The organism is Cytobacillus sp. T106, from assembly GCF_040492155.1.
Classification (GTDB): domain Bacteria; phylum Bacillota; class Bacilli; order Bacillales; family Cytobacillaceae; genus Bacillus_AB; species Bacillus_AB infantis.
Map to the genome: position 1 here is coordinate 26726 of NZ_JBEUMK010000001.1, position 18366 is coordinate 45091.

Genomic DNA, 18366 nt, shown 5'->3' on the forward strand with positions numbered 1-18366 from the left:
AACGCAGTGCGCAAAAACCGGCATAATGCCGGTTTTTTTGCTGTCAGCTATTATAAAATGGGCGACAGCAGCCTCGATATGGATTCTTTAAGGCGGATGTAAAAACTTCTTTTGCTGTAGCGCTCTGCATCCATCAGGCTGGAAAGTTCAATATCATCACGGAATTTGCCGGCAAGCTGGCCGGATACCTCTTTATCATATATAAAGGCATTGACCTCAAAATTCAGCCGGAAGCTTCTTACATCTATGTTGGCTGTACCGACGGAAGAAATCTTTTCATCAACCACAATGGTTTTGGCGTGAATGAAACCATTATCATAAATATAAATTTCTGCTCCGGTTTTCAGCATTTCCCCGATGTATGAGTAAGTTGCCCAATAGACAAACATATGGTCCGGCTTATTCGGAATCATGATTTTTACTTTTACTCCAGAAAGTGAAGCAATCCGAAGTGCATCAAGCAGGCTCGCATCAGGGATGAAGTACGGCGTCTGGATCATAATGCTCTCCTTAGCCGAGCTGATCATCTTGATATAGCCATTTTTAATCTGTTCCCATTCTGAGTCAGGACCGCTGTTGACGATTTGGATCCCGATATTTCCGCTGCCGGCGCTTTCCGGAAAATACCGGGTATGATAATGGATATCATGGCGGTGTGACGCCTGGTTCCAGTCAAGGATGAATCTTGTCTGGATGGCGTGGACAGCCTCTCCGGTAATCCTCAGGTGGGTATCCCTCCAATAGCCGAAGGAAGGATCCAGTCCCAGATATTCATCTCCGACATTAAAGCCTCCCACATAGCCTACCTTGCCGTCTATGATGGCAAGCTTCCGGTGGTTGCGGTAATTGACCCTGATATTGATAAAAGGGAGCTTTGACGGGAAGAAAGCTTCCACTTCCCCTCCGGCTGCACGCAGCTCCCTGAAGAAACGTTTAGTCACGCCTCTGGAGCCCAATTCATCATACAGGACCCTGACCTTTACTCCTTCTTTTGCTTTTTCGGTTAAAAGGGAAACAAGCCCTCTGCCGAGGTTGTCCTTTTTAAAAATATAATACTGCAGATGGATATGATCCTGTGCCGATTTTATATCGCCGATTAAAGAATCGAATTTCTTCCTTCCGTCGGTAAATATCTCAACTTCGTTATCCTGGGTAAGGACGGCTTCATTATTGATCAAATGCATATAGATCAAATCATAGCTGTCCCTGATGGTTTCATTGCGAAAGGAAAACAATTGATTTTTAATTGATTGAACCTGCTGTCTGATCATTTCATCTATGCCGACCTTTTCCCGGTCCTCCCATTGAAACATCTTCCTTCGCGCAAGGTTCTGGCCAAACAGGAAATACATGATGAAACCAAGAATCGGTATGAAAAATAAGACCATCAGCCACGCCCAGGTGCCTCCTGCGTCCCTCCGCTCCAGGAAAATAACAATGATGGCAAAAATCACATTCAGCACAAAAATCAGACTGATAAATATCGAATAAACATCCATGAAAAAACACTCTCCCTGCTAAGGCAAAACCGCTTGCATCCAGCAGTCTGACGGCCGGCATCAATAATAGGATAGTGCCGGCCGCTTATGCACCGTTTCAAATGGCAATTAGAATAGGTGTTTAAGCCTTGTTTTCTGTCTCTGTTTGCTCTGCTTCTGTATTTTCCCCCTCTTCATTTTTCAGGTGGGGGTTGTTCTCAATTGGATCGACGGTATGTTTATACGTATAAGCCTTGGAGGTTGTGACAACACTCAGGAGCAGTACGACTAAAACAATAATGATGCTTATAATTAAAATGATATACATGATTTCCCTCCTTTTGAATAGACGGGAAGAACAGCTGCCCACATGCTTCTGTATTTTTCCCTTTAAATTGCCTGATAATCGCGGGTTTTCCAATATTCGTATTTTATCATGAAACATTGGCCTGGTGGGTTTTCATAAAAAAAGCAGCAGCATGTTTTTAAAAAACGGAGGGTGGGTACTATAAAGAAGGGAGGTTGATAGTATGTCAAATCAATTAGTACAAGCAGTTAATAAACAGGTGGCCAATTGGACGGTATTATATGTAAAGCTCCATAATTACCACTGGTACATAAAGGGCCGCCACTTCTTTACCCTTCATGAAAAATTTGAGGAGCTGTACAACGAGGCAAATGAACATATCGATGTTCTTGCTGAAAGGGTGCTTGCCCTGGAAGGCAGCCCTGTTGCTACGATGAGGGAATGCCTTGAAATGGCTTCTGTTGAAGAAGCGTCAGGCTCTGAAAAAGAAGAGGATATGGTCAGGAGCATCTGCAATGATTTCATCAAGATGGAGGATGAACTGCAAAGTGCCATCGAAATTGCTGAAGAGGCAAATGATGAGGGCACAGCGGATATGCTGCTGTCTGTGAAGCAGAGCTTGAAAAAGCATATTTGGATGTTCAAAGCATTCTTAGGATAAGGATAAAAAGCATCCGGCAGCTGCCGGATGCTTTTTTGGTATGCAAAAAAAGAAGAGAAAGGAGCAGCCTGGAATATGATACTGGCTTTTCCTTTCTCTATTTATGTATCAATTTAATGAATATTCCGCTGAGGAAATATCGGATGCCTTTCCTGGCCGTAGTCCTCATTGGCAAATTTGCCCTTCAGGCTTTCGATTAAATAAAGGCCCATCAGGCTGTAAAGCTCCTGCTTATCCATTTCCTTCAGGAGGGAAAGAAGGTCATCATAGCTCATTTCCTCAAGAAAAGCGAATGCAAGCATATCAATGTCTTCCTCATCCCCTGTCAGCTTTCCGCGGTACAATTCGTAGAGCTCGTCAACAATTTTCATATGGTACACCTCCTCAAGATGGATTGCTAATGTATATTCGCGGCGGCCAGGAAAAATCCTGCCCGCCAGTCTTTCTATATTATATTTAGTAAATACCCTTCATTATGAAAAGTATTCCCCGAGAATAAAATTGCCTTCCTTGAGGGAAACAAAGATAAGAAGGAAATAAAAAGGGGATGACCAGGATGGAAAATAGGAAAGTGTATTATATAAGCGTTGCCAGCGGAGAAATATCCCAGAGTTCAGACAGTTCGCCCTGGAATTTTAAAATAGAGGCCAATGACGAAGAAATCACCAGGCTTAGGGAGTATTTTGACCAGAATCACTCAACTGACTGGCAGAATTTCTTCCGTGCCCATGTTCCGTATGTCCAGTATCATTATGACCGGGAGAATGATGCCTATGATGAAGGCCTGGCCGGGGCATACAAAATGATTTATGAGCTTGGGGATGAAGAAGCCAGGAAGCATATTGATGAGATGGGTATTCTTGGGGGGAGAAATTAAAAAAGTTTCCTATACTTCGTTTCAGGCGAATGAGGAAGGTATAAGAAGTATCTTGTTACTACTGTGCTTTACGAATATATTTCTAACAGTCAAGTCTTTTCATTGGATCTGTTTTCCTGTCTGGCCTGCGGGGTACAGTTGCCCAATTTATTTCAAAGCCCTGTTGATTGGAGTGCAAGGCACGTAGACTCCTGCGGGATTGCAGCGGCAAAGCTGAGACCCCGCAGGAGGTACGACGAGGAGGCTCAGCGCCGCCCCGCGGAAAGCGAAGTGCCTGGAACGCAAATCAACAGCCCCATTAAAGGAAGGATTTTTTTAGTTGAACTTCAGCGCACGATGCCCTATGCAGGTAAAAAGACTTTTCACAATAAAATACATAATCGGGGCAAGGAAATCTTTCCCCGCCCCGATTATGTTTGCTATTTTACATCTCCATTTCAACTGCTGTGTCCAAAACCTCTTGAGGGATTGTGATTTCTTTTACCTCGTTGTAGTCTGAGTATTTGCCCTCGATTTTTTGATTGAGTGAGACTGTCTGCCCTTCAACTGCCATTTCCATAGTCATATCCATATTCAGTGATGAAGGATAGAAAGTTTCCTTATCAACCAGAATGGTGTACTCGACGTTTTCAATCTTCATATTGTTAAATACTTCTTCATCGGCAGCCATTTCCGGCGGCAGTGTATCAGCCATTGTTTCTTTCATAAGTTCAGTGAATTTTTCTCCTGATGCTTTCAGTTTGAGAATGAAATGATTGTCGTCCTGTTCAAATGTGAAGTCATCTGTAAATTCCTGCAGCTTTTTTAATTCTTCAGCCGGATTTGTCTGCTGACCGGACATTTGGATCAGCTGGTCTGACATTTCTTTGGGAAACTTCATCCATGTTTCTCCAGCGGGGTCATACATGAACATGCCTTCTTCAGTAAAATAGCTTTCAGTCTCATAAGTTTCACCGGACTGGTCCTGGGACATGGCCGTTTTTTGGTAAAAGGCCATTGGCTCTGTAACGACATCCATCTGGATATCAGAGCTGATATTCATGTTTTCTTCCTCCTGGCCGGCGCTGATCATCTGATCCATTGTCATATCGACCGAAAAGCTATTTAGGTTTTCTGAAGCCTCTGTCGTTTTATCCAAAACTTCCTCAAGCGTAAGGTCAGATTCATTCTCTGCTGTTTCGCCATTTTCTGCAGCCGTGCCATTTTCATCTGAGTTATTGCTCTCACTGACAGGGGCAGCCGTCTGGTTGCATGCTGCCAGCATGAATAAAAGGATGAGGCTAGCTGCTAATGATAGAATTTTTTTCAAAATATACACTCCTCTGTTAGTATTTGTTATCTTTTTTACGGACGGTTTGCCGAAAAGTTTCGAGAATTGCCTAATATGGTCCATTAAGCCTAAATATAAATATCCTGATTACGCTCCCTCCCTTTATAACACGCCCTATACAGGGATATTTATGTATCCACTGCGAGTTTCATAGGAAAATTGTATGGATTCACAGGTCCTTTCCCTATTTAGGAAGAGCTTAATCTGTTTTTATATGAAAAATTTACCTGTATGCGCTGCGAAAGTGGTTTCCTGCTGAAAGCTTCTTCTATAATAGAGAAAAAGGAAAACAGGAGTGGACTTGAATGGAAGTTTTCAAAGATTACAATGGGGGGACTGTCAGACTGTCTTTCCAGAAGGGATCATTCCTTGAAAAAGCAAAGCATGTCCTTGTCATATGCCGGTATGAAGATAGCTGGCTTTTGACGGATCACCAGGAGAGGGGCTGGGAGTTCCCGGGCGGAAAATGTGAAGCGGGAGAAACGATTGAAGAGGCAGCAAGGAGAGAGGTTCGGGAAGAGACAGGAGCCCTGCTTGATGATCTGCGGTTTATCGGCGAATATGAGGTAAAGCTGGATGGCCTGTCTTTTGTAAAGGCCATTTACTGGGGGCATGCAGCAGAGCTGGAGAAAAAGGATTCTTATCTGGAGACGGATGGACCGGTTCTATTTAAAGGGGATTTGCTGGCGGAGAGGATGGACAGCCGCTTCAGCTTCATCATGAAGGATGACGTGGTAAAAAGGAGCATTGAAATGCTGGAAGGAAAGCTTTGAAGGGCAACAGCCTTCCGATTGGCAAGTGCATCAAAATTGGCGGTCGGAGGGTACTCCCAAGCCGGCAAGTCGGTATCTGCTGCGGTGCTTTCCCGCTTCATTTTTTTAGTTTTTAACATAAACGTTTTACCAATAAATATAAGCAGACTGCAACCTTGACCCAATTTTTTTTAAAAACTTTGTTGATTGGAGTGGAAGGCACGTAGACTCCTGTGGGAGATAGCGGCAAGGCTGAGACCCCACAGGAGCGGCAGCGACGAGGAGGCTCAGCGCCGCCCCGCGGAAAGCGAAGTGCCTGGAACGCAAATCAACAGCCCCATTAAAGGGCAGGGGAAAATTGAAACGCCCAGGCTGGCAACATTCAGCTTTTAATCAGTTTTTTCTCGAGCAGATCCACAAGCTGGTACATAATAGTGGCAAAGACAGCGATGACGAGGAGCGACAGCATGACAAGCGTAAAATTGAACACCTGGAACCCGTAAATGATCATATAGCCAAGTCCTTTTGAAGAAACCAGGAATTCTCCGACAATCACTCCGACCCAGGACAGGCCGACATTGACCTTCAATGTGGAGATGATGACAGGGAAGGAAGCTGGAAGGATGGCTTCCTTAAAGCATTGGGCCCTGGTGGCGCCAAAGGTCTGGAGCACCTTCAGATAGTTGGGATCCACTTCCTTAAAGGATGTATAAACGACTATGGTTGTAATAATGACTGATATGATGGCGCCCATGGCGACGATGGATGTAAAGCTCGGACCGAGGGCAACAATCAGGATTGGCCCGAGAGCAACCTTGGGCATGGCATTCAGTATGACAAGATACGGATCCAGTATTTTCTGGATGATAGGAGACCACCAGAGAATGGCAGCCAGCAATGTACCAAGGAAGGTTCCCAGGACAAAGCCGAACACAGTTTCCGAAAGGGTGATTCCGAGGTTGGCCAGGAGAGAGCCGTCGCTCAGCTTGGACAGGAACAGCTCCCATACCTTTGATGGCGAGCTGAAAATCAGCGGATTGATCCATTCGTTCCTGCTGAATATCTCCCAGCCGGCAAAAAAGAAAGCGAATATGACCAGCTGAAAAAAGCGGACCCGCCTTTTCTCGCTTCTCAGCCCCTTCTTGTATTCAAGATGCAGGGCTTCAATCCTGTTATTCTGACTCAAGGGACTCCATCTCCTTCCATACAGTCTGGAACAATGTAGAATATAAAGAATGGCTTCTGGCCTGAAAAGGGCTGAGATTCCGCAGTTCATCCGGGATGTGGAAGGTTTTATGGAGCCTTCCGGGGCGAGGGGAAAACATGAATATCCTATCGCTCATCGCAATGGCCTCGCCGATATCATGTGTCACAAGGATGGCCGTTTTTCCGAAAGCTTTCAGCGTGCCTGAGACAAGGTCTTCAAGCTTCAGTTTAGTCTGATAGTCAAGGGCGGAGAAGGGCTCGTCGAGCATCAGCAGCTTTGGTTCTGCAGCAAGGGTGCGCACCAGGGCCACCCGCTGGCGCATGCCTCCCGACAGCTGTTTGGGGAACTGTTTTTCAACACCGGATAATCCCATTTCAGCAAGCAGGCTGAAAGCATAATCCCTTTTGCTTCCGGTGTCTTCTCCTGCAAGCTTTAAGCCGATCAAGATGTTCTCCCCGATTGTTTTCCAGGGGAACAGATAGTCCTGCTGGAGCATATAACCGATCTTCCGTTCAGAAACATTGACTGGGCGCCCCTCAAGAGAGACCTTGCCCTCTGAGGGTTCTATAAGGCCTGCAATAATGGACAGAAGCGTAGTCTTTCCGCAGCCGCTTGGGCCAAGGAAGGAGACAAATTCCCCTTCCTTAATGCTTAAGGTAATATCAGAGAGGGCCGTGTTTGCAGTGTTTTTGGTAAAATAAGTATGATTGATCTGTTCAATCTCGAGAAAGTCCATTTTTTCACCCTCCGTTTCTTTAAATTCAGAGCCTTGCCTACTTCATCACTTTTTCGGCAATTTCTGTATTAACTAATGTTTCATGATCAATCCGTTTTGGAAGTTCGCCGGCCTCATCCATAATATCCTGGAGGTTTTTCCATTCCTCTTCATCCAATATAGGATCAGCTGCAAACGAGCCTTGGCTTCTGTAGCGGTCCACTACCATTTCGATGATGTCAAGGTCAGTGTCCTCGAAATATTTCTGGATTACTTCAGCAGTTTCCTGGGGCTCATGCGAATCAACCCACTGCTGTGCCTTATAGATTGCACGGGCAAATTTCTCAACCGTTTCACTGTTTTCTTTCATATAGCTTTCTTTTGCCATAAAGGTGGTATAAGGTACATGACCGGATTCTGTGCCAAAGGAGGCGACAATATGCCCTTTGCCTTCTTTTTCAAACACGCTGGCAGTCGGTTCGAAAAGCTGAACGAATTCACCTGTGCCTGAAGCGAAGGCTGGAGCGATATTGGCATAATCTACATTTTGGATCAGGTTTAAATCTTCCTGGGGATCAATTCCATGCTTCTTCAATACAAACTCCCCTACCATCTGAGGCATTCCGCCTTTGCGCTGGCCAAGGAAGGTTTTCCCCTTCAGCTGATCCCATGTAAAGTCGTCGATCTTTTCCCGGGATACGAGGAAGGTTCCATCTGTCTGTGTCAGCTGCGCGAAATTGATGACAGGATCATTTGTGCCCTGGCCGTATACATAGATGGAGGTTTCCGATCCGACAAGCGCCACATCTGCTCCATCCGAAAGAAGGGCTGTCATCGTTTTATCTCCGCCAGGGGTGGTTGTCAGTTTGACATCAAGGCCTTCTTCTTTGAAAAATCCCTTTTCAATGGCAACATATTGGGGAGCATAGAAGATGGAACGGGTAACTTCCGCAATCCTGACAGTCTGGACTTCGTCTTTGCCGCAAGCCGCCAGCGGCACCAGCAGTACAAATACAGCCAGCAAAGAAAAACCTATTTTTAAAGCTCTTTTCATGCTATTGCCTCCCGTGTGTAAAGGTGTGTGTTCTTATCTAAGCTATCGTATGATTTGGGCAAAAAATGTGTGAATGCCCAGGAACGGAAATTTAAAGGAAGGCTTTGTGCCTATTATTCTGCAGGGTTAAGGAGATGAGAATTGATGGAAGAAATGATTATAGACAGGCAGCGCTATCCTTCCCCAAACCCTGCCATTGAATTGAGCCTTATCACTTATACAGCCGGGGGATTAAAGATTAAAGGCCTGCTGGCAGAGCCGAAGGATGGGGAGATATATGATGGATTCCTTTATTTGCGGGGCGGAATCAAAAATGTGGGGAAAGTCAGGCCGGGGCGGATTGTCCAATTTGCTTCAGAAGGTTTCATTGTATTTGCGCCATTTTACCGGGGAAACCAGGGAGGGGAAGGGAATGAAGATTTTGCAGGTGAAGACAGGGAAGATGCATTTTCAGGCTTCCGCCTTCTTCAGAATCATCCCCGTGTAGATAAAGTCCATATTTTTGGCTTTTCCAGGGGAGGAGTCATGGCGCTCCTTGCAGCCATCCATCATCCTGAAGCGGCATCTGTCGTTACATGGGGCGGAGTCAGCGATATGGCATTGACGTATGTGGAGAGGAAGGATTTGCGGAGAATGATGAAGCGGGTAATTGGGGGAACACCGGTTAAATATCCTGAACGGTACGAAAGCAGGACCCCCCTCTACCATCTTGAGGATATGGGGCCTCCCGTGCTGATCATTCATGGAGCTAAGGACCACAATGTTTCTGTCGAGCACGCCTACAGGCTTGAAAAGCGGCTGAAGGCATTGGGGAAGCCGGTCGAGAGCTGGTATTTCAACGAATATACCCACTACTTCCCGCCGGCTGTCAACCGCAGGGTGGTTTCCGATTTAACTGCATGGATGAAAAAACAGGCTGAATACTGTACTATAAGAGTAGATTAGAGAATGAAGGAGAGATATCCTATGGGAATGCCTTTGGAATTAAATACAATGATTGTGACAAAGGGCAGGGAAACCAGGCTTGAAGACAATTATTTTACTCTTGAAAAAGAAGGCTACAGGATTTATCCGCTGGACATCCCCGTAGAAGTCCGCAAAACAAAAGAAGCTGATCTAAGCGGAACTGCCCTGATCAGGAAGCTTGAAATGCAAGATGGAAAAACACGCATCACCTATCAGCTGGTAGCACTGAATTCGACTAACTAAAAAGGCAGGCCCCTGTGATGGAGGCCTGTTCATTTTTTGTAAACGGCCGAAGAGGAAAGATTAGTGAAGCGGACCGATATACAGCGATTCTGGACGAAAGATCGCATTGTTGTCGGCCTGTTCAATTACGTGTGCTGTCCAGCCTGCTATCCGGGCAGCAGTGAATGTAGGTGTAAAGAGGGAGGAATCCATCTTCAGGGCTTTCATGATGGCTGCTGCGTAATATTCGACATTTGTATATAATGACCGGCCCGGCTTATATTCCCCCAGAAGCCTCAATGCTGTTTTTTCCGTTTCCAGCGCCATATCAAGCCATGTATCATGGCCGGCAAACTGCTGAAGCTTATCCTTTAATGCTGCTGCCCGCGGATCCAGCGTTTTGTATATGCGATGGCCAAACCCCATCAGCTTTTCCCCCCGCACCAATTTCTCCCTGATGACAGCTTCTGCATCTCCCCGCTCCATTATTTCATCCAGCAGCTCTATCACTCCTGATGGAGCCCCTCCGTGAAGCGGGCCTTTCATTGTGCCGATTGCTGAAGTAATGGCTGAAATAAGGTCTGATTCTGTGGATGCAGTCACTCTTGCTGAAAAAGTCGAAGCATTCATCCCATGTTCCATTGTAAGAAGCAGATACGTTTCCAAAGCCTCTGAATGGGCCTTTTCAGGGATTTGTCCCTTCAGCATATAAAGATAATTGGCAGCATGGCCCAAAGAGGGTTCAGGATCTACCGGCTGCTTCCCTTCCAGCAGCCGGCTCCTGAAAGCGATCATCACTGGTATGAGAGCGGTCAGCTGGACAGCCTGCCTTACTGCAGGCTTTTCCAGGCTTCCTCCAAGTGAGGATACAGCGGTTCTTAACACGTCCATCATGCTGAAAGACACGGGCATGGCTGTTATAATGCTGGCCACATGCGGAGGAATCGCCCTGAATGAGTGGAGTTCAGTCTTCAAATCGTCCAGTTCCCCGCGGGCGGGCAGGCGGCCATGCCAAAGCAGGAAAGCTGCTTCTTCAAAAGAGCACTTCCTGGTCAGTTCTCCGATTTCATAGCCCCGGTAAATCAGCTGTCCCTTCAATCCATCCACATGGCCAACGGAGGTTTCAGCAGCAATGATTCCTTTTAATCCTTTAGCAATCATTCTCATTCTCCTTTCCTTATCTGCTTTCATTGTATAAAATATTAATTATTAAGAAAATTAATTATTTTTAATTGAAATGATTAAGAAAATTAATCAGGAAGGGTGGAGCTATGGATTTAAGCTGGGTGACAACATTTATTGCAGCGGCAGAGACTTGCAGCTTCCGGAGAGCGGCAGACCTGCTTTATATCTCACAGCCTACTGTTACAGTTCATATAAGGCAGCTGGAAAAAGAGACCGGGGCATCTCTTTTTGAACGGGGAGGCAGAAAGGTGGAACTGACCGAAGAAGGCAGAAGATATCTGGAACACTGCCGGAAGCTGATGGCTGTCCATCAGGAAAGTCTCGAAGATTTGCAGTCCATTTCACAGGGGTTCACTTCATCGCTGAATATTGCTATTTCCCCGCTGGTTGCTGATACCATCCTTCCATATGTACTGAAAAGCTATATAAAACAGCATCCAGAGGTCGAGATTTCAGTCGTCATCGCTGATTCTTCCGATATAGAAGGAGCTGTCAGCAAGGGGGTTGTGGATATTGGCCTTTCATGTCTTCCGGCCGCTGACCCGCAAATGATATCAGAGCTTCTATACAATGACAGGGTAATGCTTGTCGCCGGACATGACGGGAGAGATTCGGAAAGTGCCCCGCCCCTTGATGAAGAAGAGGTTCTCTTGTCTGCCTATCTTCTGACACATAACCACCCAGGCTATTGGGACCAGCTTTGCAGGGCGGTAAAGATTCGTTATCCCCGCGTGAAAATGATGCGGGTGTCGCAGACGCATATAACCAAGCGCTTTATAGCCGAAGGCCTTGGTGTATCTTTCCTGCCTGAGTCGACTGTGAGGCGGGAGCTTCTGGAAGGACGGCTTTTGGAGGTAGAGTGCAGGAATATACAGCTGCCGGAAGCAGCTGCCTATGCAATCATGCGGTACAGCCATTCAAAGCAGAGGGAATTTTTAAGCTTTCTATCCAATTACAGAATCTAAAAGAGGGCAAACTGCTGCATGTTGTTTTGAAGCCTGGCTGAAAAGGAATGGATAAGCAGGGAGATGATAACAGTGGCATTTGATTATAAAATGGACTTTGAACAGATCGATTTCCGCAAAAATCCGGAGAAATACAGGGTTGGGAGAGGGGAGCAGGGGGTGCTGCTGGTCGAACCATATAAAAGTGAAATTCTTCCCCATTGGCGTTTCCGGACGCCGGAGATTGCAAAGGAGTCATCGGAAAAGATTTATCAGCTTTATTTGGAGTATAAGAAAAAAGGAGATTTTCCCGGCATGGACATGAGCCGTAAATTCATTCAGATGGGTTATACGCGTGCAAGGCGGTATGCGAATTATAAAGGCGGACGCAAGTATGATGATGATGGGGAGGTAAAGGAAAGGACCCTTGATGAGGAAAAAGCGGAGTCGGCACGTATTTTTAAGGAAAAATGGAACCTGATCAGAGAGGACCAGGAGTACCTGGAACTAAAAAAAGCCCATCAAAAGAAATATGGATAGAACAGCAAGCCGTGCCAGGATTCCGGGCACGGCTTGCTGCTTTTACCTATTCACTGTTAAAAGAATCTCAGCTTTAATCAATAGTCAGGCCTCTGAAGGACCGCCTTTTTCCTCGATTTCAGCCGGTACGTCTGTGAATTTTTTGAAATTGGCCCTGAATTGGGCGGCAAGCTCTTTTGCTTTTTCGGCATATGCTTCCGGATCTGCCCATGTTTTTACTGGCTGAAGGACATCATCAGGAACACCAGGCACGTGAAGCGGAATCTCAAGGCCAAAGATTTCATCTTTTGCTGTCTCAGCATGATTCAGTTCACCGATCAAAGCAGATTGAACCATTGCGCGTGTGTAGGCAAGCTTCATGCGGCTGCCTGTTCCGTACTCCCCGCCTGTCCAGCCTGTATTGACAAGGAAGACGTTGGCATTATGCTCGCTGATTTTCTCGCCGAGCATTTGAGCATACCTCATTGCCGGCAAAGGCAGGAACGGTGACCCGAAGCAGGTTGAGAATGTGGCCTGCGGGGAAGTGATGCCGCGCTCAGTTCCGGCAAGCTTTGACGTATAGCCGCTTAAGAAATGGTACATGGCCTGCTCTTTAGAAAGCTTGGAGATTGGAGGCAGTACCCCAAACGCATCCGCCGTCAGGAAAATAATCGTATTCGGATGGCCGGCGACGCTAGGATCGACGATATTGTCGACAGCCTGGAGCGGATAGGCCGCACGGGTATTTTCAGTCAATGTATTATCGTCATAATCCGGAAGGCGTGACTCCTGATTGACGATGACATTTTCCAGGACAGATCCGAAGCGGATGGCGTCAAAAATCTGCGGCTCCTTCTCGCGTGTCAGGCCGATGCATTTTGCATAGCATCCACCCTCGACATTGAAAACTCCTGTTGATGACCAGCCGTGCTCATCATCTCCGATCAGGCGGCGGTTTGGATCAGCGGAAAGTGTCGTTTTCCCTGTTCCGGACAGCCCGAAGAAAAGGGCCACATCGCCTTCTGTGCCGACGTTTGCCGAACAGTGCATAGACAGGATGCCGTTTTCCGGAAGGACATAATTCATGATAGAGAATATCGACTTCTTGATTTCCCCGGCATATTCCGTGCCGCCAATCAATATAGTCCTGCGCTCGAAGGATACAATGATGAACGTCTCGGACTGTGTCCCGTCAATAGCCGGATCTGCTTTAAAATCAGGGGCGGAAATGACAGTGAAGGCAGCTTCATGTTCGAGCAGCTCTTCTTCAGAAGGACGTATGAAAAGCTGATGGGCAAAAAGATTGTGCCATGCATATTCATTGATTACTTGAATAGGAAACCTGTGCTTTGTGTCGGCTCCTGCAAAACCTTTAAACACGTAAACTTCTTCTTTATCTTTTAAATGATCGATCACTTTAGTATAAAGACTGGAAAAGATCTCTTCGGAAATAGGCTGGTTCACTGGTCCCCAGTCGATCTTATCCTTCACGGATGCTTCTTCAACAATATATTTATCCTTTGGCGACCGGCCGGTATATTTTCCGGTTGTGGCGCAGATTGCACCAGTTGCCGTCAGGACGCCTTCCTGTTTATTCAGTACTTTTTCCACAAGCTGGGGTACAGACAATTGCATTTGAATATTCTGGCCTTGCAATAGGGTGCTGAGTTCGTTTGGGATGCTTACAGAATTCATCTGATGAATACCTTCCTTTGCCAATTTGTTTTTGAAAGTGATTACATCTCAAAAATAGTATAACACATTTAAATTATTAATCTATACTATTTAACTTTTTTCCTTGTGTTAACAAGAAATTGTAACAATTCACCTATTCTGAGAGGAAAGCTGCATAATTTTTTGTTGTTAAGGGTAAAAAAATAACAAAGTCAAGGGATATTTCGTGAATATATATTGACAATATGGTGAACGAAGAGGGATAATAAGGAAAAAAGGGGAGCGATAAGCATGAACAGCAATCAAAAGGTTATAATCTTCACCAAAAATATCGGCGGAGCCATCCTGGCAGCTGGAATTCTCACTTTTCTGGCTGGATTTTTTGCAAACGGTTCCAGCTTACTGACTCCTATCGGAATCGGAATGGTCATCGGAGCAGTTTTCATTTTCCTCATGGGCATCTTCTTTAAAGCAACAGAAGAAATGCTCGAAAAAACAGAAGGCTGCAGACTGACAGTACAGCACAAAAAATAGGAGCGTCGGATGACGCTCCTTTTATTTTGCAGGAAAAAGGGGACTGAGAAAGCTTTTCAGTCCCCTTTTTGATTTCTAGGTGCCACATAAGATCTGATGTTCTGATTTCCTTATCTCTCTTAGGTATAGTAATGGCAATAAATCGCCGGAACCCGAAAGCACAAAAAGTTAAGTAAGCCTGTTGATTGGAGTGGAAGGCACGAAGACCCCTGCGGGATTGCAGCGAAAATGTTGAGACCCCACAGCGCGGAGCGCGAGGGGGGTCAACTTCGCCCCGCGGAAAGCGAAGTGCCTGGAACGCAAATCAGCAGTCCTCATTTATACGGGGGGCGTTCAAAAGAGCAGACCTTCCCGGACCTGAATGTGGGAATCAGTGACAGGTTGTAAAATAAGTGGATGAATTCCCCCTACTTTCTAAAAAGCTTTAAAAATAGCTCAAATAGACGGAGAAATTCCGGCTATCAACTCAAAAAACAGGAAAAAGGGCAACTTCGCTTCCCTTAACCGGAAAATCTCCGCTTATTTATGCCCGCCATCCCATATTCAGCAGCCTAGCCAGAAAATCTCCGCTTATTTTATGGCTTGCTGGCCACTCAAGTAAGGGGAAGACTTCCAGATTTTTATAAACAATCCTTCACTAAACTGCTCAATCATTCGAATAAGTCTCTCATAAAGTGATACCACAAAATGTAAACTGTTCTTGGTTATAAGAATAAGCAACGACCCTTTACGAAATGAGCCAATCTTTATTCTGAGGTACAGTAATGGATTAATGAAATGCCGGAATCAAACCTGCAAAAAAGTTAATTAGTCCTGTTGATTGGAGTGCAAGGCACGTAGACTCCTCATAAAATGCATGCGCATTTTTCTCGTGCGAAGAAACATCGAGGAAGAGGATTCAACGTCCTGCGGGATTGCAGCGGCAAAGCTGAGACCCCGCAAGAGCATGCTCTGAGGAGGCTCAGCGCCGCCCCGCGGAAAGCGAAGTGCCTGGAACGCAAATCAACAGCCTTCATTTATAAGGCAAAAAAAAATAGGAGCGCCATTTTGACGCTCCTATTTTTTATGGTTAAAGCAAGGCGCTTCCGCTTTTAGTCTTACATATAACCCCAAATCATGGTAAGCAATGTACCAAACACAGTCACCAGGGCTATAAAGATCGAATAATAAATATTGGTGAAAATCGTTCCTTTGTCATCTGATTCTCCTGCGTGCATGAATACGACCAGCTGCAGTGCAGCCTGTATGAATGCCGTAATAACAAGGATCGTCAGCCCGACTGCATAGGACATGTCAAAGAAGTAAACCATGAGGGCCACTGCTGTCAGGATTAGTGAGAATACAAAGCCCATCACTTGTTTGCGAGGAAATAATTCGCTCATTGTTTACATCAGTCCTTTCAGGTAAATGAAGCTGAAGATGAAGATCCACACAACATCAAGGAAGTGCCAATACAGTGAAAAGATGAATGACTTATTGGCAGTGTGGGGATTCAATCCGCGTTTTTTCACCTGCAGCATGATTGCCAGTCCCCAGAAAATCCCGAACGTAACGTGGAGTCCGTGAGTCCCCAGTGTAGTGAGCAGGATCGCTGTAAAGGCGCTTGTCTGAAGTCCTGCACCGATATGGACATAGTGTATGAACTCGTATATTTCTACACTCAGGAATCCAAGTCCAAGAAGGATGGTAATCCCAAAGAATGCAAGCATCGCTTTTTTATTGCCGAGCCTCATGGCATGAATCGCCAGCCCGATCGTAAAGCTGCTCGTCAAAAGAACAAATGTCTCTATCAAAACAGGTGAGATCTCAAAGATTTCACCGGCAGACGGACCGCTTCCGGTCCTGTCCACCAAGGTAAAATATCCGGCAAAGAGTGTTGCGAAAAGCATGATTTCCGCACCAAGGAAAATCCAGAATCCCAATATCTTTGTCTTATTTTCTTCAGTACTAAATTCAAGCGGCAGCGAGTGATCTATTTTCATTAGTTAGCACCCCGCATATTAGTTTCATTTTCAGTTTTTTCGATTTCCTTAACCGGGATATGGTAGCCATAATCCTTTTGGAACGACCATACTGCCATGCAGGCAAAGATTCCGATCGTTGTGATGATGACTGGAATCCACATAGCAAAGATGAAGGAGAAGCCCCATGCAAAGAAGATGCAGCTTAAGATAAATGGCAAGCCGCTGTTATTCGGCATATGGATTTCTTCATATTTGCCAGGGAATAGGTTGTGTCCGTGTTTCTTCGCATCCCAGAGGCCTTCAGAAGTCTTCACCTCAGGCAGTACGGCAAAGTTATATACCGGCACCGGTGTGTTTGTCGCCCACTCAAGGGAACGTGCATCCCAAGGATCTGAACCGATATCTCTTGAAGCATAGCGTGTGCTGTAATACACATTGTATACAATCAGGGCGAATCCGACAGCAAGCCCTGCAGCTCCAATAAAGGAAAGCATATTCCAGATGCCGTATCCAGTAGCTTCAGAATAAGTGTACGCGCGGCGCGCCTGTCCGTCCAATCCTGAGAAGAACATCGGCATGAAAGCAAGGAGTGTACTCATGGAGATAATCCATGCAGTCAGCTTCCCGATCTTTTCGTTCAGGATGTAGCCGAACATTTTCGGCCAGTAGAAATGGAAACCGGCAAGCATCGCGAAAACTACACCCGGAATAATAACCATATGGAAGTGGGCAACCAGGAACATTGTATTATGATACTGGTAATCCGCAGCCGACATTCCGAGCATGACACCTGTTACCCCGCCGATTGTGAAAATCGGGATGAAGAGAAGGGAATAAAGCATTGGCGTCGTAATCGTAATTTTCCCTTTCCAGAGCGTCAGGAGCCAGTTGAAGATCTTAACTCCGGTCGGCACGGCAATCGCCATGGTTGTAATAGAGAAAATACTGTTTGTCAAAGCTCCCTGGCCCATTGTAAAGAAGTGGTGGGTCCAGACAAGGAAGGACAAGAGTGAAATGATCACCATGGATCCTACCATTGATTTATAGCCATAAAGGTTCCTGCGTGCGAACGTTGAGATGATCTCGCTGTATATACCGAAAGCAGGAAGTATCAGAATGTATACCTCAGGGTGTCCCCATACCCAGAAGAAGTTTGCCCACAGCATATCCATACCGCCATTGCTGGTCGTAAAGAAGTTGGTGGCAAATAATCTGTCAAGAGATCCCATTGCAAGAGCAACAGTCAGTACAGGGAAAGCAAATACGATAATGATGCTGGCAACAAGTGATGACCATGTGAACATTGGCATTTTCATCAATGTCATGCCAGGAGCACGCATCCTGAGGATGGTGGTTACCATATTGATACCGGTCATCAATGTACCCAAACCAGCGATTTGCAGTGAGAACATATAATAGTTGGTTCCGACTGATTCGCTGAACTCAGTCCCTGCAAGAGGGAAGTAGGAAGTCCAGCCGGCATCAGGCGAACCGCCGATTACGAATGAGATGTTCAGCAGCATGGCACCCATGAAGAAGAGCCAGAAGCTGAGTGCATTAAGTTTAGGGAAAGCAACGTCGCGTGCCCCGATTTGGAGCGGCACAACAAAGTTCATGAAAGCCATGATGAATGGCATTGCCATGAACAGAATCATAACTGTTCCGTGCGTTGTGAAAATTTCATTATAGTGCTGTGCGTCAAGGAGGGTATTGTCCGGCACAGCCAGCTGGGCACGCATCATGATGGCATCTGCGCCGCCTCGGAAAAGCATGAGCAGGGCAGAAATCAGATACATGATCCCAATCCGTTTATGATCGACTGTTGTCAGCCATTCTCTCCACAGATAGCCCCATTTTTTAAAATAAGTCAAGCCTGCAATGATGGCAATAACCGTTAAACCTATAGCAACCATTGACGCATAGATTACAGGGCTGGGATGCGGAATGGCAAAACGTTCAAAGAATTCCATAGGATTT

General features: G+C 45.9%; 20 protein-coding genes. 8 read left to right on the forward strand and 12 right to left on the reverse strand.

Translation table 11 applies throughout. The features are described 5' to 3' along the window. Window positions 1-50: 50 nt before the first annotated feature. Together cls and ytzI are read right to left on the reverse strand one after the other, a co-directional pair. On the reverse strand, window positions 51-1499 hold the full coding sequence (gene cls, locus ABU165_RS00195) for a cardiolipin synthase (RefSeq protein ID WP_224952354.1): 1449 nt from the start codon (window positions 1497-1499) through the stop codon (window positions 51-53). A 121-nt stretch (window positions 1500-1620) separates the two neighbouring features. Then, window positions 1621-1806, reverse strand: coding sequence for a YtzI protein (gene ytzI / locus ABU165_RS00200; protein WP_022544311.1), 186 nt, complete (start codon window positions 1804-1806; stop codon window positions 1621-1623). A 202-nt stretch (window positions 1807-2008) separates the two neighbouring features. Between ytzI and ABU165_RS00205 the strand changes: the two genes are divergently transcribed. Next, entirely contained in the window at window positions 2009-2446 is a 438-nt protein-coding gene (locus tag ABU165_RS00205; RefSeq protein ID WP_009795298.1) for a Dps family protein, read from the forward strand. A gap of 113 nt (window positions 2447-2559) precedes the next feature. On the opposite strand, the gene ABU165_RS00210 is transcribed toward ABU165_RS00205, so the two are convergent. Further along, window positions 2560-2817, reverse strand: coding sequence for a DUF6154 family protein (locus ABU165_RS00210; protein WP_009795296.1), 258 nt, complete (start codon window positions 2815-2817; stop codon window positions 2560-2562). Between the two features lie 176 nt (window positions 2818-2993). Between ABU165_RS00210 and ABU165_RS00215 the strand changes: the two genes are divergently transcribed. Continuing rightward, on the forward strand, window positions 2994-3323 hold the full coding sequence (locus tag ABU165_RS00215; protein ID WP_009795295.1) for a hypothetical protein: 330 nt from the start codon (window positions 2994-2996) through the stop codon (window positions 3321-3323). 424 nt (window positions 3324-3747) lie between these two features. Here ABU165_RS00215 and ABU165_RS00220 read toward each other — a convergent pair whose 3' ends face one another. After that, a complete protein-coding gene (locus tag ABU165_RS00220) occupies window positions 3748-4632 on the reverse strand; it encodes a DUF6612 family protein (protein WP_353762478.1) in 885 nt (294 codons plus the stop codon). A gap of 326 nt (window positions 4633-4958) precedes the next feature. On the opposite strand from ABU165_RS00220, the gene ytkD reads away from it, so the two are divergent. Continuing rightward, window positions 4959-5426: an RNA deprotection pyrophosphohydrolase gene (ytkD, locus tag ABU165_RS00225; RefSeq protein WP_224952352.1), complete on the forward strand. Its 468-nt coding sequence runs from the start codon at window positions 4959-4961 to the stop codon at window positions 5424-5426. Between the two features lie 361 nt (window positions 5427-5787). On the opposite strand, the gene ABU165_RS00230 is transcribed toward ytkD, so the two are convergent. From ABU165_RS00230 to ABU165_RS00240, 3 genes are read right to left on the reverse strand one after another with little or no spacing between them, the layout of a single operon-like run. Next, window positions 5788-6591, reverse strand: a complete 804-nt coding sequence (locus tag ABU165_RS00230) for an ABC transporter permease (protein ID WP_224952351.1) — start codon at window positions 6589-6591, stop codon at window positions 5788-5790. Then, window positions 6578-7348 carry an ABC transporter ATP-binding protein gene (locus ABU165_RS00235; RefSeq protein WP_224952350.1) on the reverse strand — a complete coding sequence of 257 codons (771 nt, stop codon included), beginning with the start codon at window positions 7346-7348 and terminating at the stop codon, window positions 6578-6580. Before ABU165_RS00235 ends, ABU165_RS00230 begins: the two co-directional genes overlap by 14 nt. Before the next feature lie 37 nt (window positions 7349-7385). Beyond that, a complete protein-coding gene (locus ABU165_RS00240; RefSeq protein ID WP_009795289.1) occupies window positions 7386-8381 on the reverse strand; it encodes an ABC transporter substrate-binding protein in 996 nt (331 codons plus the stop codon). 144 nt (window positions 8382-8525) lie between these two features. Between ABU165_RS00240 and ABU165_RS00245 the strand changes: the two genes are divergently transcribed. Beyond that, complete coding sequence (locus ABU165_RS00245; protein ID WP_009795288.1) at window positions 8526-9326, forward strand: alpha/beta hydrolase family protein; 801 nt, start codon at window positions 8526-8528, stop codon at window positions 9324-9326. A 21-nt stretch (window positions 9327-9347) separates the two neighbouring features. Beyond that, a complete protein-coding gene (locus ABU165_RS00250) occupies window positions 9348-9590 on the forward strand; it encodes a DUF2584 domain-containing protein (RefSeq protein WP_094769585.1) in 243 nt (80 codons plus the stop codon). A 60-nt stretch (window positions 9591-9650) separates the two neighbouring features. Here the strand turns inward: ABU165_RS00250 and ABU165_RS00255 are convergent, their stop codons facing one another. Further along, entirely contained in the window at window positions 9651-10730 is a 1080-nt protein-coding gene (locus ABU165_RS00255; RefSeq protein WP_318059623.1) for a citrate synthase/methylcitrate synthase, read from the reverse strand. A 110-nt stretch (window positions 10731-10840) separates the two neighbouring features. Here ABU165_RS00255 and ABU165_RS00260 point away from each other — a divergent pair, with 110 nt between their 5' ends. Both ABU165_RS00260 and ABU165_RS00265 read left to right on the forward strand, forming a co-directional pair. After that, window positions 10841-11719, forward strand: coding sequence for a LysR family transcriptional regulator (locus tag ABU165_RS00260; protein ID WP_318059622.1), 879 nt, complete (start codon window positions 10841-10843; stop codon window positions 11717-11719). Window positions 11720-11791: 72 nt separating this feature from the next. After that, window positions 11792-12238, forward strand: coding sequence for a DUF4385 domain-containing protein (locus tag ABU165_RS00265; protein WP_094769582.1), 447 nt, complete (start codon window positions 11792-11794; stop codon window positions 12236-12238). An 84-nt stretch (window positions 12239-12322) separates the two neighbouring features. Here ABU165_RS00265 and pckA read toward each other — a convergent pair whose 3' ends face one another. Further along, the gene (pckA, locus tag ABU165_RS00270; RefSeq protein WP_318059621.1) at window positions 12323-13912 is read right to left on the reverse strand and encodes a phosphoenolpyruvate carboxykinase (ATP); all 1590 of its coding nucleotides are present in this window, start codon (window positions 13910-13912) and stop codon (window positions 12323-12325) included. Between the two features lie 270 nt (window positions 13913-14182). On the opposite strand from pckA, the gene ABU165_RS00275 reads away from it, so the two are divergent. Beyond that, the gene (locus ABU165_RS00275; RefSeq protein WP_009795282.1) at window positions 14183-14425 is read left to right on the forward strand and encodes a hypothetical protein; all 243 of its coding nucleotides are present in this window, start codon (window positions 14183-14185) and stop codon (window positions 14423-14425) included. A gap of 1097 nt (window positions 14426-15522) precedes the next feature. Here ABU165_RS00275 and qoxD read toward each other — a convergent pair. From qoxD to qoxB, 3 genes are read right to left on the reverse strand one after another with little or no spacing between them, the layout of a single operon-like run. Further along, window positions 15523-15807 carry a cytochrome aa3 quinol oxidase subunit IV gene (gene qoxD, locus ABU165_RS00280; RefSeq protein ID WP_035403236.1) on the reverse strand — a complete coding sequence of 95 codons (285 nt, stop codon included), beginning with the start codon at window positions 15805-15807 and terminating at the stop codon, window positions 15523-15525. 3 nt (window positions 15808-15810) lie between these two features. Next, window positions 15811-16407 carry a cytochrome aa3 quinol oxidase subunit III gene (gene qoxC, locus ABU165_RS00285; RefSeq protein ID WP_009795279.1) on the reverse strand — a complete coding sequence of 199 codons (597 nt, stop codon included), beginning with the start codon at window positions 16405-16407 and terminating at the stop codon, window positions 15811-15813. Continuing rightward, entirely contained in the window at window positions 16407-18359 is a 1953-nt protein-coding gene (gene qoxB, locus ABU165_RS00290) for a cytochrome aa3 quinol oxidase subunit I (RefSeq protein ID WP_009795278.1), read from the reverse strand. Before qoxB ends, qoxC begins: the two co-directional genes overlap by 1 nt. Window positions 18360-18366 lie beyond the last annotated feature (7 nt).

Excerpts from the sequence above, each read along its gene's own strand:
- ABU165_RS00245 (WP_009795288.1), top strand. The coding sequence starts at position 8,526 with ATGGAAGAAATGATTATAGACAGGCAGCGCTATCCTTCCCCAAACCCT.
- qoxB (WP_009795278.1), bottom strand. The coding sequence starts at position 18,359 with ATGGAATTCTTTGAACGTTTTGCCATTCCGCATCCCAGCCCTGTAATC.
- ABU165_RS00250 (WP_094769585.1), top strand. The coding sequence starts at position 9,348 with ATGGGAATGCCTTTGGAATTAAATACAATGATTGTGACAAAGGGCAGG.
- ABU165_RS00210 (WP_009795296.1), bottom strand. The coding sequence starts at position 2,817 with ATGAAAATTGTTGACGAGCTCTACGAATTGTACCGCGGAAAGCTGACA.
- cls (WP_224952354.1), bottom strand. The coding sequence starts at position 1,499 with ATGGATGTTTATTCGATATTTATCAGTCTGATTTTTGTGCTGAATGTG.
- ABU165_RS00215 (WP_009795295.1), top strand. The coding sequence starts at position 2,994 with ATGACCAGGATGGAAAATAGGAAAGTGTATTATATAAGCGTTGCCAGC.
- ABU165_RS00240 (WP_009795289.1), bottom strand. The coding sequence starts at position 8,381 with ATGAAAAGAGCTTTAAAAATAGGTTTTTCTTTGCTGGCTGTATTTGTA.
- qoxC (WP_009795279.1), bottom strand. The coding sequence starts at position 16,407 with ATGAAAATAGATCACTCGCTGCCGCTTGAATTTAGTACTGAAGAAAAT.
- ABU165_RS00205 (WP_009795298.1), top strand. The coding sequence starts at position 2,009 with ATGTCAAATCAATTAGTACAAGCAGTTAATAAACAGGTGGCCAATTGG.
- qoxD (WP_035403236.1), bottom strand. The coding sequence starts at position 15,807 with ATGAGCGAATTATTTCCTCGCAAACAAGTGATGGGCTTTGTATTCTCA.
- ytzI (WP_022544311.1), bottom strand. The coding sequence starts at position 1,806 with ATGTATATCATTTTAATTATAAGCATCATTATTGTTTTAGTCGTACTG.
- ABU165_RS00260 (WP_318059622.1), top strand. The coding sequence starts at position 10,841 with ATGGATTTAAGCTGGGTGACAACATTTATTGCAGCGGCAGAGACTTGC.
- ABU165_RS00255 (WP_318059623.1), bottom strand. The coding sequence starts at position 10,730 with ATGATTGCTAAAGGATTAAAAGGAATCATTGCTGCTGAAACCTCCGTT.
- pckA (WP_318059621.1), bottom strand. The coding sequence starts at position 13,912 with ATGAATTCTGTAAGCATCCCAAACGAACTCAGCACCCTATTGCAAGGC.
- ABU165_RS00275 (WP_009795282.1), top strand. The coding sequence starts at position 14,183 with ATGAACAGCAATCAAAAGGTTATAATCTTCACCAAAAATATCGGCGGA.
- ABU165_RS00235 (WP_224952350.1), bottom strand. The coding sequence starts at position 7,348 with ATGGACTTTCTCGAGATTGAACAGATCAATCATACTTATTTTACCAAA.
- ytkD (WP_224952352.1), top strand. The coding sequence starts at position 4,959 with ATGGAAGTTTTCAAAGATTACAATGGGGGGACTGTCAGACTGTCTTTC.